Source organism: Streptomyces sp. NRRL S-920 (assembly GCF_000717945.1).
GTDB classification, from domain to species: Bacteria; Actinomycetota; Actinomycetes; order Streptomycetales; family Streptomycetaceae; genus Streptomyces; species Streptomyces alboniger.
The window spans coordinates 40,468-54,962 of the sequence record NZ_JODF01000046.1 but is presented as its reverse complement, the minus strand read 5'-3'; the positions used below and the strand labels follow the sequence as shown (position 1 = coordinate 54,962).

Below are 14,495 nucleotides of genomic sequence, written 5' to 3'. Positions count from 1 at the left end.
GGGGGGGGACGGTGCGTTGCAGTTCACCATCTCGGCCTTCAAGTGCGGCGTCCGCGCGCTGTCCCTGGCCTTCGTTGAGGCACTCGTGGGAGCTTTCACGTTTAACCGGCAGTGCCTGGCCACACGTTGCAGGGCGACATTGGCGATGGTGCGTCACGACGCCGGCGTCGGTCCGAGGCCTCACCGCTGTTCGACAGCGCACGCAGCGAGATGAAGGCGGCCGCACGGCCAATGACGCTGTCGCCGCCCAGTGCAGCCGTACCGGCCTGGGGTGTGCGGAGCGCGTCTGGTGGTGACGAGCACGGTCCAGGCCCTTGCGGTTGCAGTCGACTACTGACGGGAGCGCTTGGACCGCTGTTACCTTTCTCTGACATGGGGGTTCTTCGCGAATTAGTGATCTCTGTCGCAGGGTCAGCCATCTTTCTCATGTTGGTCTGGGTCCTGTCCAGGACTGCTCGCCATGCCACAGTGTTGATCGTCACCCGCGTACTCGGCCTGGACTTGGAACAGTCATTCAAGGACGCAGCGCACGTGGCTGAGGATCTCCAGGCTGAGTTGGCCCGAGCCAGGTGGGTGACGGTGATGACCAGCCGGGGTAACGACCTGCAACGCCATGTGTTCGCAGATACGCTGCGCGCAGCCTCTGCAGGCACCAAACGCGTACGGATACTGCTTCCAGACCCTGATGCCGTCGGCCCGCCGGACTGGATCGACGTCCGGGAGATCGAAACCGGATGCTTCGACCAGGCTTATCAGAGCGGGCTTCTCCGCCTGCAGATACGGCAGAATATTTCCTACCTGGCAGCTCACTCAGCCTCGGGGCGAATGGAGATGCGCCTGTACAGCCAACCCCACATCGCCCGCATCGTTCTAACCGATCGCGTCGTCTATCTAACACAATACGAGGACATCCGCCACGGACAGCTGAGCCCTGTCAAGAAGTACCGGCGAGGCGACATGTACGACTACCTCCGCCGCACCGTCGAACTCACGTGGGATCACGCGCGTCAGCCATCAGGAACCATCTAGGGCGTGTTTGAAATGTTGATCACTGGAGCGCCGGAAACCTCGATCGGGGCCTCCAGCGCGCCTAGGGTCAAGGCCATGGAGACGATGCATCGCCCCGCTGCACGCGTGATCTGCCTGGACGCCTCTGACCGCGTGCTTCTGCTGCGCTGGCGCGATCCAGTCGACGGAACGTGGCTGTGGGAACCGCCTGGTGGCGGCATTGACCCTGGTGAAACGCCGCTGACGGCGGCACGGCGCGAACTGGTCGAGGAGACCGGTCTGGACCCCGAGGCGATTTTGGAGCGGTCTGTGCCGGTCGAACGAAATGTGCGATGGAAGGGCATGCAGTACGTCGGCACAGAGGACTTCTTCGTGGCGCGCTCCACCGAAGAACGGCCCTCGCTGGAACGCGCCGGTCTACTTCCCGAGGAACAGGCCAACCTCGACTCGCACGCGTGGGTGCTGTGGTCAGATCTGCCAGACCGGGTCGAGCCGCCACAGCTACTGGCAGTGCTCAGCGCCCTGGTGCCAGCGGGCCCATGGCGTAACGGAGGAGACAGTTGCGGCCAGGTCACAGGGACTGCCGAATCAAAGTGAGTTGGACGGTCGCTTCGTAGCGGACGGCCAACTTGTCGTAGCGCGTCGCGACGCCGCGGGCCTGTTTCAGCAGTCCGATCCGGCATTCGACCTTGTGTCTGGCCTTGTACTTTTCGCGGTCGAAACCGGGTGGCCGTCCGCCCGCTGAGCCCCGGCGGAGGCGGTGTCCGGCCTGGTCACTCTTCTCCGGGATGGTGTGCGCGATCTGCCGCTTGCGCAGGTACTCGCGGATCTGGCGGGAAGAGTACGCACGGTCGGTGAGCACGTGATCCGGTCGGACACGTGGCCGTCCGCCGCCGGATCGGGGGACTCGGATGCGGTCCATGACCTCGATGAACTGGGGTGCGTCGCCACGTTGTCCGTCAGTGATCACGACGGCGAGGACGTGCCCGGCGGCGTCGGCGGCCAGGTGGAGCTTGGTACTCAGGCCACCACGCGAGCGGCCCAGGCCGTGGTCGTCCGGCTCGCCGGCCAGACCATCCGGGGACGTGCAGCCCGAACGGGCAGCCCCCTTTTCCGGGTCCCCGCGGAATGCTGGTGGGCTCGGCAGACTGTGGAGTCGACCGAGACCTGGCCCCGGCGTAGCTGCAGCCAGGGGCGAGGCGATGCCAAGGGAGCGCGTCCTGCCGTACACACGCGCGCCGCCTGGTATGTAGGAGGTGCACAATTCTTCATCCTGTAGGCACCGCATGTTCCCGGCCCAGGCCGGCAGGGCAGTCGGTGCCCGTTCTGCGCATTTTCGACGGGGTTACGCGCCTATCCGTGACCTTTGTGTGTGTGCGGCGTTGAGCGGCTCATCAAGGCACTGGGGCGGGACGGGACTGACCTGGATTACCCCCTGCTGCGGTTACGCCCGGGAGAGCGCACGGAGGGCAGGTCGTCACGCGCGTTGCCCGCTTCGAGGGCATCGGCGGGCATCTGGCGATAGGAATGGAGGAGCTCGGCGATGACGGAGGGATTGGCCTCGGCTGCCGTCACGAGGGCGGCCAGCACCTGTGAACGAGAGGTCTGCTCTCCCGCCGCTGCCGCGGCCCGGACCAGGACGTCCAGTCGTGAGTCCACGTCCTCGGGCCAGTCGACCAGCGTCTTGCGTCGTGGACGCTGCCACAGCAATTCCACACGTCCCCCTCGCTGACATCTATCTATATTGAATATATATTGAGGCTATGGTGACGGTGCTGCAAGAGCGTGCAGAGCAGAGGGACTTAGGCCGCGGCCCGGCGGAGAAGATCCGTGTGGCGGGCCGCACGCTGACCCCGACGCCGGTGTTCGATACATACTGGCGCTTCGCGGCGGCGCGCCAGAAGGTCTACGAGGCACGCCTTGCCGGGGGAGCGGGACCGTTCACGGACGATCCGATCCTGCAGCGGTACCGCTTCACCAACTGCTTCCGGGCCGCCGACCGGGTCAGCCAGGACCTCATCGGCGGCGTGATCTACCGGGGTGAGCAGGGGTGGGAGGAAGTCTTCTTCCGGACCCTCTTGTTCAAGATCTTCAACAAGACCTCGACGTGGCGGCTGCTGAACGCCGAGCTGGGAGAGGTGCGGTGGGACACTTACGACTACCGCGCTTTTGACCGGGTGCTCTCCCAGGCCTTCGCCGCGGGGCAGCGGTTGTACTCGGCCGCCTACATCGTGCCCCCGCCGCAGCTCGGCCAGCAGCGCAAGCACCAGAACCATCTGCGGCTGCTGGAGATGATGATGACGGCCGACGCGCCGCATCGTGTGCTGTCCGCGCCGACGCTGCAGGGCGCCTACCAGGTTCTGCTGGGCTTCCCGGCGATCGGGCCGTTCCTGGCCTACCAGTTTGTGATCGACCTCAACTATGCGGCCGAGATGCCGTTTTCGGAGATGGCCTTCGTCGTCCCCGGGCCCGGCGCGCGCGACGGCATCCGCAAGTGCTTCGGGCCGGCGGCCGACGGCATTGAGGCGGACATCATCCGTTACATGGCCGACACCCAGGACGAGCACTTCGTCCGCCTGGGCCTTGCCTTTACGGGACTGCGCGGGCGGCCGCTGCAGCTGATCGACTGCCAGAACCTATTCTGCGAGGTCGACAAGTACGCCCGGGTCGCTCATCCGGACATCGCCGGGATCAGCGGCCGCAGCCGCATCAAGCAGACCTACCGCCAGCAGACCGATGCGATGCCTGCTTGGTTCCCGCCCAAGTGGCAGCTCAACAGCCCGCCCTCGCCCGGACACTGAGGCTGCCGCATGCGACGCCCACCGCCGTACGGGCGTCATGCTGCGAACCGGCTGGTGCCGGTCAGCAGGGGGCGCAGTTGTGTGATGGGGCCGTCCAGCCGGGCGTGGCCGGCCACCACGGTCAGGGAACCGCAGGCCAGTTCGGCCTGCTGGGCGATGTAGGCCAGCAGGCGGCCCAGACCGAGGTAGTTGCCGTAGGCACGCTCGAACATGAAGTGGTTGCGGTACAGGGCGGCGGCGTGCACCCGCCGGTCGCGGTCCAGCTGGAGGGAGATGTGGCTCAGGCAGGGGAAGCCGATGTAGCTGTTGTCCTTCCCGGCAGTGTGGACCAGCAGGTCCGCGCCAGCCTCTCCCGTGTCCGTATCCGTATCCGTATCCGTATCCGCGTCCGTGGCCGCGGACAGGTCGATTTCGTACGCGGCGGCTATCTTGGTGCCCGCCGCCTGGGCGCGCAGCCGGTTTATGACGGTGCCGAGCTGGTCGACACCGCTCTTGGACACCGCCGGGTAGGACACCAGGCGGCCGAAGTAGGTGCCGCGGTGGTTGCCCGGGTACCGCTTGATTATTTGATACATCTGCCGGTAGCGCTCGGCGAGTTCATCCGAGCCTGCACTCCGTGCGGCCAGGGCCGCGGGGAACAGGGTGCTGGCCACGGTCTCCAGCGGCCACAGCCCGCGAGCGCTGCGCAGCCGGTCCAGTTCGGCGCGGAACGCCGGGTCGTCGCTGGTCGGGTCGGCGATGCGCACCACCGTGTGCAGGCCGGTCCGGTCCGGATTGTCCTTGCGGTCCAGCTTGTTGCAGGCGGCGACCCAGGCCTGGGTGACGTCGCGTTCGGTCACGGTGTAGGTGTGCATCAGTCCTCCTGACACATGCAGGTGCGATCCGGGGGGGCGGGCTCAGGCGGGCCAGGTCTCGTCGACCCCGGCACGCGGGGCTTCGCGCACCACCGTCAGCCGCAGCGCGGCGTCGTGCACCGGCAGCGCGACCTCGATCAGGCCCTGCTCGCCCGGGGGGAGCTCGTCGGTCACCACGGCGCTTGCCAGCGGCGTCGTGCCATCACTGGTCCACCGCTCCAGCCCCTTGGGCAGTACGTCGAAGAGCGCGTTGTCCAGATGCAGCACCAGCACATCGCCCGCATCGGCGTACACCATCTGCCCCGCGGAAGCCGCCGTGATCACGTGCACCTGGGCGTGCGCGGGCAATGAGGCCCCTCCCGCGAGCGAGCTGCGCAAGCCGGCAGGAGGCATCTTGGCCCACCGGCCGGCCCGGCCGGCGTCCAGCAGCCGGAGGTTGACCAGGTGGCGCACGGTCCCGGCGTAGGACGTGCCCAGTTCGCGCGCCACACGGTAGACGTGCTCAGGAGACGACGGGCGGCCGCCACAAATCCTTTCCAGGGCCGCCCGCACCGCCGGAAGAGGCATCAGGAACCACGCCGCGAATGCCTCCGCCGTCTTCTCCTCCTCGGGCCAGCTGCCGTTGCCCCAGCGCAACGCGGGATCGAACTCCTCGTCCGCTGCAGTGCGATGGCCAAGGCGGTGGTGCCCCAGCTCATGCGCGGCCGTGTGCCGCTGGGTGACCGCGTTCAGCGAGGCATTCAGCATCACCGCCGGCCCCTTGTCGGCGGGCGAGAAGTACACGCCGAACAGCCGGGGCATCGGCTGCGCCATCCCGATCACCTCCGCCGCCCCCAGCGCCCGGTGCACGTGAACGTATTGCGTGCGGTCGATGCCGAGATCGCGGTGCGCCTGGACGGCTGCGATCGACGCGATCCGGTGTGCTAAGCCCCAGTTCACGCCGTCGGGCTCCCGCCGTCGGCGTCCTGTTCCTCGCGTTCTGCCGCGCGTCGCAGCGTGAGGTATTCGGCGAACTCGAGCACGGTCCTGGCATCCCCGTCGGTGAGTTGGGCCAGCGCTCGCGGCAGACCCGCCAGCGAGTACTCGCTGGCGTCGGCGTCCTTCTCCTCGGCCAGGAAATAGGCGACCGGTTGCCGGTACCGGCGCGCAAGCTTCTTCAGCTCCAGACTGTCCACACGCCGCTCGCCGCGCTCGATGTCACTGATGGCCGAGCGGGGGATTCCGGTGGAGTCTGACACGAACTGCTGGGACATGTTCAAGTAGTCGCGGGTCTTCTTCAGCCGTTCGCCGAGCCGCACCAGCTCAGGATCGCGCTCACGGCTGTCGGAGGCGGGAGGGGTCATGACTGCTGCCTTTCTTCGATCGCGTCCAGGACCGCCGCGGCGAATGCCCGCACAGACCCGGTCGCCTGGGCCGCTTCCCGGTCTGCGGGAATGGCGACGTGGTAACGCTCCTCGATGCGTGTGAGGATCTCGACCACCAAGAGGGAGTCCACGGGCAACTCCCGCCCGCCCTGCTCCAGTTCGGAGCGCAGGTCGCCGGGGGAGACGCCCTCGTACTCGGCGAGGAAGTCGATGACGACCGAGGTGATGTCGTCCATGCTCGGTGTGCCTGTGTTCGACAACTCTCCCCAATCGTCTGCATATTCAACAGCGCTGTCGTAGCATACGACACACTGTCGGGAAAGCCAACGGGGTTGTCCCAAGATCAGACAGGTGAGCGTGTGGACTTCAATCGCTACCAGCAAGCGGCCATCAAAACCCTCCAACCCCCCGCAGAGGACACCGACCCAGTCCTTGTCCCTCTTCTCGGTCTCGCCGGCGAAGTCGGATCCCTGGCCACCGCCTACAAGAAATTCCTGCGCGACGGACCTGCCTACGAACAGGGAAAACACCAGTTACGCGAAGAACTCGGCGACGTCCTGTGGTACATCGCCGCCCTCACCCACCGCTTCGGACTCGACCTCGACGACGTAGCCGCCGCCAACCTGGAGAAGGTCAAAGACCGCTGGCGCACCACCCCCCAAGAGGAACACGCCCCCTTCGACGCCGACTTCCCCGCGCACGAACAGTTGCCCCGGCAGACCTCACTCACCTTCACGCCCACCAAGACCGACGACGACCGGACCGTCATCATCCTCACGCGGGAAGACGGGACTCCCGCCGGTGACCCTCTCACCAGCGCCTCCCACGTCGAAGACGGCTACCGCTTCCACGACATCTTCCACCTCGCCCACGCCACCGTGCTGGGCTGGTCCCCGGTCACCCGCTTCCTGCTGAGCCGCAAACGCAAAAGCGACCCCCGCGCCGACGAAGCCGAAGACGGCGGCCGCGCCATCGCCATCGAAGAAGGCATCTCCGCCCTCGTCTTCTCCTACGCCGCCCGCCACCGCTACCTCGCCGACATCAAGCACATCGACCACGAACTCCTCGCCACCATCGGCAACATGACCGCCCACCTCGAGGCCAGCATCTGCCGCGCCGCGGACTGGGAGCAGGCCATCCTCACCGGCTATGCCGCATGGCGCCAACTGCGCGAGCAAAACGGCGGAACCGTCCACCTCGACCTCGACCAGCGCACACTCACCGTCACCTGAACCTGGCGGGCCCGGCGGCAGCCGGATCAAGCCGCGGCTACGACGTCCCCCACCGCCCAACAACAGTGCGCCCAACCGCCGACAGCACGGCCCGAACTGCACATGCCGTACAGGCGCTCGGGCGCTGAACACGGGGCCGGTACCGGTGCCAAGACTCAGGACACGGCCTCCGGCGCGCCGTGCTCCCGATGGCACCGCCGGTCCAGTGGCTGCTGCTGATCGGCCGCTGCAGGGCCAGGAGGCAGTGGCGAAGGGGCAAAAGCCCCCTCGCCACTTCACCTGCCCCCTGCCCTCTCCTACAGCGCACAGAAGTTGCGCACGAACAGCGGCGGCTACCTGGCGGTGTGCGGACCGTGTAAACCACACCGCGGGCGGCACGACACTGCTCGAAAGCTGCCTCCCGATGCAAGCCACGGGCTAGATCATGTCGTTCTGCGACGTTCCTCTGCTTCCCTGGCGATCTTGTTGACGAGGTCCCAGAATGAACCAGCTGATTCTGCGTTCGCGGCGGTGCCCGACCTTCCCGCCCTTCCTGTGCCGAAAATATCGCCGACGCGGCGTTCCCAGCACCGCCTGCACTGGCACTCGCCCACGGTGTGAACGGGGCAGACCCGATCCGCCGTCTCGTAGACCAGGAATGCCAACGCCTCCGCCCGTGACTTCCACTGCCCTGCATCCGACCGTGCGGCTGAGGCTTCCCGTTCTGCTCGACGCTTTGCACCGATCATTGCCCAGTCCGGTCCGCCGCCGTAGTAGCTCACTGTTCTCCCTCGTCCGCACGTTTCCTCAGCGCTTCGATCAACGCCGCCGCTGGGCAGTGAGATACGCCGCAGTAGTCCAACCGTGCCTCCTGCGTGGCCGCAGGCGGTGACCCGCAGGGCGCCCCCAACGGTGTGTCAGGATCGCTGTGCAGGTGCGGCAGGTGAACTCATTGCGCGTGGACGTGCTGGCGTAACGAGGCGCCGTGCGGAGCGTGTGTGAGGTCGCACCGTTGTTGCGCCGTTGATCCTGCGGTGCCGCAGATGGATCGCGACGGTTTTTTGGACCCTGCTCGGGCTGTTTGACCTGCGGTCCTGCAAGTTGGGTGCGCCTGCCGCAGTTGTGGTGAGAACGCCTACTGCGGCGTGCTGGGGGAGCACCCAGGAAGGTGATCATGGACGCGGTTTAGGGAATGCCTCCTCCCAGATGTCCTTGACGCCCCTGCTGATGAGCCTGTGGAGCACTGGCCACAGCTCAAGCAGGATGTCCCGGTGAGGAAGCGGCAGAGGTCGTCACGCATGCCTTCGGCGAGGACGTTCTGTACAGGCTCATGCGCTGGCGCGGCAGGTCGAGATCGAGGGTGCGCAGTCCGGACCACGCGATGTGCAGCGGCAGGCCCACCATCCCGTGCTCGGGTCCGACCAGCTCGTTCAGGCTGGCGGGTAGACGTCGTCGATACCTCGCTCGCAGCAGCGCTGCGATGGAGCTGGGGTCGTCGTGTACAAGGTTCATCTTCCTCGGTGCGCCGGCTCTGGGTTTGCGAGTGGGTGCGCCGGACCTGTGCGCTGGTCCGCCAGCTGGGGGTGGTAGTCGGCGCGTGGGGCTCGTTGGCGGGGGAGGGCTACACACTCTACGAAGCCGCGCGTGCTTTAACTCCCCATGGGGAGGGGTTGGTGCTCCGGTTGGGATGCGGTCGCACCCGTAGAGTGTCCTCTCGGCACAGCAGGCCAAGGGGAGAGGGTGGGGGAGCGGGTGGGGCAGCAGCATGTGCTCGGGGTGCACGGCATCGGGCAGGGCAAGACATCACAGCGGGAGCTGACCAAGAGCTGGCGCGATGCCCTCGATCGCGGTGTAAAACTTCTCCACGGCGGCGCGACGCCCATGGCGGAGGGCATGCTGGCGCCGGTGCTGAAGGTGCCGCACTGGTCGGCTCTCCTGGTCGATGACGGGGGCGGGCTGAGCACGAGGGAGGCATTCCCTGACGAGGTGACGCCGTTCACCGCGGACGAGGAGGCTTTCATCGTCCAGGCCTTGGACGACCTGCTCACCCCGCAGGAACGCGCCTACGCTGCGCAGGTCGACCCCACGACCCTCGGACTGCCCAAGGTGCCGCCGAGCATCACCCGGCGTGCGATCGCCTATGACCGGCGCAAGCCCGGCGGCCGGGCCAGCAAACTCATTCTGTCCCTGCGCGAGGTCCACACCTACCTGACCGAACCGGACCTGGCCAGCCTGGTCCGCAAACACGTCCTGGAGAGCGCCGACGGGCACACCACGGTCCTGATCGGCCACTCCCTGGGCAGCGTGATCGCCTACGACCTTCTCCGCCACGAGGAGATCGCCGCGCCCGGCACGGCATGTGGGGCCGTGCACACCCTCATCACCTGCGGTTCGCCCCTGGCCATCCCCACGGTCCAGCGGGGCATGGGCATCACCGACGGGCGGCTGACACAGATCGCGTCCCACCTTCGGTGGATCAACGTGTTCGACCCGGACGATGCCGTCACCGGCGCCGCCGGCCTGGCCCTGACGACGGACCAGGTCAGAGACGTCGAGGTCGACAACGGCCACCTCGACCCGCATGCCGCCGTCAAGTACCTGCGTACCCTCCCCGTCGCCCGGGCCGTCACCGACACCTGGTCATGACCGACGAGCACGCCCCCGCCACCTCCGAGCGCCGCCTCCTCGTGATCGCCGTCAGCGACTACGACGACGGCACCCCGGCCAAACGCAGGACCTTCCGCGACGGGATCGACGCCCAGGTCGCCGTCGTTGAAGACTGGTGGAACAGCCCTCGCCTGGACGACCAGCGCCGCTTCACACCCTCCCACCCGCCCAAACCCCTGCAAAGCGTCCATGACCTGAGAACGTTCCTCATCGACGAGAACCTCATCGCTGCATCCGACGACGAAGCCCTCGTCATCTACCTCACCGGCCACGGCCTGGCCCCTGCGGGACCACAGCACTTCCTCCGGCTGCCCGACACCCACACCGACCGGCCCCTGGCCACCGCATTCCCCACAGCCGAACTCATCGCTGCGGCCCTCGACTCTCCGGCCGAACACGTGCTGGTCATGGTCGACTCCTGCTTCTCCGGCCGCCTCGCCGAAGAACTCGACCGCACCCTCAAGGCCCTGCACCCCGACCGGCACGCCCTGAGCTCGCTGGTCGTCCTGGCCGCAGGCAACGAAGACAGCACACCCCGCCTGCGCGCCTTCACCGCCGCCCTGGCGGCCGTCCACGCCCACTGCGCCGACGAAGCCAACGGATACGCCCGCTCCCACCTGAGCTGGGAAGACTTCCACACCATCCTGGACACGGTGTGGGATCCGGCGCAGATGGCCGACCTTCACGTCCTGTGGCCGCCTCGCAGCGTCAGCCGTCGCCTCGCCGCCCGTGAGCTGAGCCCCTGCCTGCCCAACCCCGGCCATACCGACACCACCCTGCTGGAAGATGCCCGCAGCCAACTCGGATGGACACGGCCCGACGTCGACGACTACTGGATCACCAGGGCCAGCGGCCAGATGTCCGGTGATGCGGGCTGGTACTTCACCGGCCGCACCGCACTCGTCACCCGCATGAACGCCTTCCTCGCCGGCAGCGACAGCACGCTCATCGTCACCGGGCAGGCCGGCACCGGCAAAAGCGCGCTGCTCGCCCGCCTGGTCACCCTCAGCGACCCGCGTTTCTGCGACAACCCCGCCTACCGCCCCTACCTGGAGGCGATCCCAGAAGAACTGCGGGTGCCCATCGGCGCCATCGGCGCCGCGGTGCTGGCCCGCAACACCGACCCACTGGAACTGTCCGCCGCGCTCTATCAGGCACTCACCGGCCAGCCCGTGCCGGCCGGCACGGACGCCTCCGAACTGCTGCGCGGCCATGCCCGCACCACCCTGGCCCGCACCGGCCGGCCGCTCACCGTGGTCGTCGACGGCATCGACGAAGCGAGAACCCCGCGTCGCATCATCACCGACGTCCTGGGCCCCCTCGCCGCCCTGCACAGCGACGGCCAAAACGCAGTCCGGCTCATCCTCGGCATCCGCAGCTCACCACCCCCCTCCCGCCACACTCTCCCGGCCAGGGACACACACGCCGAACGGGGCCTCCTCGACCTGCTCCGACAGGCCACCCACGCAACCGCCCCACTGCGCACCGACGACGACAGTGCCCAAGAGGACATCGCCGCCTACACCGCAGCCCTGCTGCACGCCGAACCCGCCACGGGATCCCGGCTGGCCCACCGCAGCAACCAGCCCATTGCCGCCGTCGCCGCCGTCGTCGCACAGGAAGTTGCCCCTTCCTTCCTGGATGCCCGGCTGGCCGTTCAGCAACTGCACGCCCGTACCTTTCTGCCCGCGCCGTCCGACGTGTCATGGCGCCGCCAGCTGCGCGAGGGCACCCAGGAACTGCTGCGAGAAGACCTCGCGGACGTCGCCCAGCACACCCGCACCAGACCCGAGGACCTCCTGGCTGCCCTGCGCGCCACGGCGTTCGCACTGGGCGCCGGACTGCCCTGGGCGACCGTGTGGCCGGCTGCCGTCCGCGGCCTCGAACCCGGCTGCGACGCCCCGGAAGCGACGATCCGGCTGGTGCGCAACAGCCGCCTCACCGGATACCTGACGACCGCTGTCGAAGACGGCCGAACCGTCTACCGGCCCATCCATGAACGCGTCAGCGAGACCCTGCGCACCGCCCCCCAGACCCTGCTCATTGAGCAGACCCTGCCCGGTTTCGGCGACACCCCCGACACCGGCAGCACCCAGGTACACGCCCATCTGACCCGGGCCTTTGCCCGTCTGCTCGCCGACGCACCCCAGCCGCCGCATCCCTACCTGCGCCGTCACCTGATCGCCCACGCCGAGGCGGGCGGTGTCCTCGACGACGCGCACATCCCCGCATCGTTCCTGCCCTTCGAAACCCACGGCCGCATCCGCGGCGCCCTGGGACTTCCCGCCACCGCTCAGGCCGGCACCCGACGCCTGGCGGCCTGGTCCCGCATCGAGCCGTTCCTGGCCGACGCCCCGCCCGCTGCCCGAGCCGACAGCCTGGCACTGGCCGAACAGGCCGACAGCGCCCAACCCGTGCCGCGCGCCGACACCCTGCCCCGGCCGCCATCACTGGGACCCCGCTGGAACCGCCTCCACCTGCCCAACAACATCCTCGCGGGCACCCCAAGCGGCATCTGCCAGCTCGTCACCTTCCGAAGTGCAGACCAATCGACCATCGTGGCCGCCGGCCACATCGACGGCTCCATCACCATGTGGGACGCGCGCACCGGAGTCCCCTTCGGCGCACCCTTCACCAACCTCGGACCCTATGTCCGCGCCATGACTGTCCTGAAGGCCCGCCGCCGGAGGAAAACCGCCTCGCTCCTCGTGGCCGGCAGCGATGCCGGCCTGTGGCAGTGCGACCCGGATACCGGACGCGTCCAGAAGATGATGGGCGGCCGCATCAGAGCCCTCACCTCCTTCACCGACCCGGACCGGGGCACCCTGCTGGCCGTTGCGACGCCGCAGGGCGTGCTCACGATGGACCCCCAGAACGGAGTCATCGTGCACGAACGCCCCCACACGCCCGAACGCCGTCCCCCCACCGTCCACGCCCTGGAGACCATCGCCCTGCCCGACGGCCAGACGCTACTGGCCATCGGAGAAGACGGCTCGCACGTCCCGCTCCTGGACGCACACACCCTCCAGAGCACCGGCCGGCTGCCCGGCCTGGGCATGGGCACCTCAGCGCTGCAGGCATTCACCGACCGGCACGGCCAGCCTCGTCTGGCCATCGCTTCCCGCTCGGGCAAAGGCGTGCGGATCTTCGACCCCGTCACCAGACGACCACAACCCCACGCGCCTATCCGCCGGTCAGTGGCCTCGATGGCCCACTTCCCCGACCGTGCCTACGGCTCGTTGCTGGTACTCGGCAGCGGTGTGGACGGAAGCATCACCGTGGTCGACCCGGACGACGGAGAACAGCTCTACACACTGCCGGCCGAACACACCAAGACCATCCGTGGTCTGGCCGTCCTGCGAACGGGCACGGAACCACTCGTCGTGTCCGGTTCCCTGGACGGAACCATCCGGCTCTGGGATCCCGCCCGCGACGACACCCACAACACCCCGAGCACCGACCGGCACGCAGAACACGTCACCCTCCTTCCGCAGCAGGCCGGCCCGCCCCGCCTCATCAGCGGCTCTGAAGCGAGCCCCGTCACGGAGATCTCCCCCACAACCGGGTGGCCGACGCCGTACCCGCACGATGCCCCCGACGTTCCCGGCCACCACATCACCGCCCTGGCCGCCCCGGAGCATGCCTCCCGCCGCCATCCCACGCCCCTCGCCGTCGGCTACAGCGATGGAAGCCTTCGCCTCCTCACAGAAGAAGGCGACTCCCATATCCTGCGGGCACCCTTCGACCGTACCCGTCGCAGCCACGCACGCACCCTGCTCTTCCTGCCGACTACACCATCCCAACCCCCTGTCCTGGCCGCAGGATTCAGCAACTCCTGTCTCGTCTACTACCCCTTCGACGACGGCTACGGCCCAGACACGGACATGCTGCACACCGACGGTCCGGTCCGCGCCCTGGCCGCGGCAACCGCCGGTGAATCACCCCTGCTGGCCATGGCCACCCGCACCGTCTCGTTCCTGCGCCCCGGCCAACCGCCCCTCGCCCGCCTGCCCCGTCGCATCGGCGGTACGCACAGCCTGGCCTTCATCACACTGCCCGCTGCACCAGGCCCGTTCCTCGCAACCGGCGGCGCCGACGGCGTTATCAGACTGTGGAACCCCACCGCACCGCGCAGCGAAGCCCTGCCTGTACTACAAGGCCACCGAGGGAAAGTGACCGCCCTGACCGTCCTCCACCACCCGGCCCACTCCCAGCCCCTGCTGATCAGCGCCAGCACGGACGACACCACCATCCGGGCCTGGGACTGCCAGACCGGCGAAGAGATATTGCGACTGATCACCGCAGCACCCGTCACTTCACTTGCCGTGCTTCCGCCCGAGACCCACGGCCAGGACAGCCAGCCAACCATCGTCTTCGGCAGCCCGCGAGGGCTCGCCGCATCGACCGTCCACCTGTGAACCGGGGCTTCGCCCGCCTGGTCCGCCTAGAGGTTGTGGCGCTGAACATGAAGAGGCTCAGCTGCTGGGCGTGGTCGGCTCTGTCGGCGGTGGGTTCGCGATCCGCGACTCCACACGGCAGCTTCTCGGTGATGGCCAACGAACTCCGTCACCGGCGATGTCAGTGCATCCC

General features: G+C 68.0%; 11 protein-coding genes and 2 pseudogenes. 6 read left to right on the top strand and 7 right to left on the bottom strand.

Annotated elements, in window-relative coordinates:
• Positions 1 to 468: 468 nt before the first annotated feature.
• Both IG54_RS0127350 and IG54_RS40600 read left to right on the top strand, forming a co-directional pair.
• Positions 469 to 1,029 (top strand): hypothetical protein, encoded by a 561-nt coding sequence (locus IG54_RS0127350; protein ID WP_158708936.1) that lies wholly within the window; start codon positions 469 to 471, stop codon positions 1,027 to 1,029.
• Between the two features lie 75 nt (positions 1,030 to 1,104).
• Positions 1,105 to 1,605 carry an NUDIX hydrolase gene (locus IG54_RS40600; RefSeq protein WP_078594575.1) on the top strand — a complete coding sequence of 167 codons (501 nt, stop codon included), beginning with the start codon at positions 1,105 to 1,107 and terminating at the stop codon, positions 1,603 to 1,605.
• Here IG54_RS40600 and IG54_RS40595 read toward each other — a convergent pair.
• Together IG54_RS40595 and IG54_RS0127340 are read right to left on the bottom strand one after the other, a co-directional pair.
• A pseudogene (locus IG54_RS40595) lies at positions 1,580 to 2,175 on the bottom strand (IS5 family transposase); the annotation flags it as partial. The gene IG54_RS40600 and the pseudogene IG54_RS40595 overlap by 26 nt on opposite strands.
• A gap of 261 nt (positions 2,176 to 2,436) precedes the next feature.
• Positions 2,437 to 2,724 (bottom strand): hypothetical protein, encoded by a 288-nt coding sequence (locus IG54_RS0127340; RefSeq protein WP_030790017.1) that lies wholly within the window; start codon positions 2,722 to 2,724, stop codon positions 2,437 to 2,439.
• A 47-nt stretch (positions 2,725 to 2,771) separates the two neighbouring features.
• Here IG54_RS0127340 and IG54_RS0127335 point away from each other — a divergent pair, with 47 nt between their 5' ends.
• Positions 2,772 to 3,809 carry a nucleotide kinase domain-containing protein gene (locus tag IG54_RS0127335; protein ID WP_199809599.1) on the top strand — a complete coding sequence of 346 codons (1,038 nt, stop codon included), beginning with the start codon at positions 2,772 to 2,774 and terminating at the stop codon, positions 3,807 to 3,809.
• Positions 3,810 to 3,844: 35 nt separating this feature from the next.
• On the opposite strand, the gene IG54_RS0127330 is transcribed toward IG54_RS0127335, so the two are convergent.
• Genes IG54_RS0127330 through IG54_RS0127315 form a run of 4 tightly spaced genes read right to left on the bottom strand, consistent with a single transcriptional unit; the run spans position 3,845 to position 6,263 of the window.
• Positions 3,845 to 4,663 carry a hypothetical protein gene (locus IG54_RS0127330; protein WP_037897825.1) on the bottom strand — a complete coding sequence of 273 codons (819 nt, stop codon included), beginning with the start codon at positions 4,661 to 4,663 and terminating at the stop codon, positions 3,845 to 3,847.
• 42 nt (positions 4,664 to 4,705) lie between these two features.
• Entirely contained in the window at positions 4,706 to 5,602 is an 897-nt protein-coding gene (locus IG54_RS0127325; protein ID WP_030790007.1) for an ImmA/IrrE family metallo-endopeptidase, read from the bottom strand.
• Positions 5,599 to 6,006, bottom strand: coding sequence for a helix-turn-helix domain-containing protein (locus IG54_RS0127320; RefSeq protein WP_030790004.1), 408 nt, complete (start codon positions 6,004 to 6,006; stop codon positions 5,599 to 5,601). Before IG54_RS0127320 ends, IG54_RS0127325 begins: the two co-directional genes overlap by 4 nt.
• Complete coding sequence (locus IG54_RS0127315; RefSeq protein ID WP_030790001.1) at positions 6,003 to 6,263, bottom strand: acyl carrier protein; 261 nt, start codon at positions 6,261 to 6,263, stop codon at positions 6,003 to 6,005. Before IG54_RS0127315 ends, IG54_RS0127320 begins: the two co-directional genes overlap by 4 nt.
• 123 nt (positions 6,264 to 6,386) lie before the next feature.
• Here IG54_RS0127315 and IG54_RS0127310 point away from each other — a divergent pair, with 123 nt between their 5' ends.
• A complete protein-coding gene (locus tag IG54_RS0127310) occupies positions 6,387 to 7,259 on the top strand; it encodes a nucleoside triphosphate pyrophosphohydrolase family protein (RefSeq protein WP_030789997.1) in 873 nt (290 codons plus the stop codon).
• A 1,151-nt stretch (positions 7,260 to 8,410) separates the two neighbouring features.
• Here IG54_RS0127310 and IG54_RS40590 read toward each other — a convergent pair.
• Positions 8,411 to 8,750, bottom strand: a pseudogene (locus IG54_RS40590) (hypothetical protein).
• A gap of 240 nt (positions 8,751 to 8,990) precedes the next feature.
• Here IG54_RS40590 and IG54_RS0127305 point away from each other — a divergent pair.
• On the top strand, positions 8,991 to 9,884 hold the full coding sequence (locus IG54_RS0127305) for an endopeptidase (RefSeq protein WP_037897822.1): 894 nt from the start codon (positions 8,991 to 8,993) through the stop codon (positions 9,882 to 9,884).
• Positions 9,881 to 14,323, top strand: coding sequence for an AAA family ATPase (locus tag IG54_RS0127300; protein WP_030789990.1), 4,443 nt, complete (start codon positions 9,881 to 9,883; stop codon positions 14,321 to 14,323). The genes IG54_RS0127305 and IG54_RS0127300 overlap by 4 nt, the downstream gene beginning before the upstream one ends.
• Positions 14,324 to 14,495: the final 172 nt, after the last annotated feature.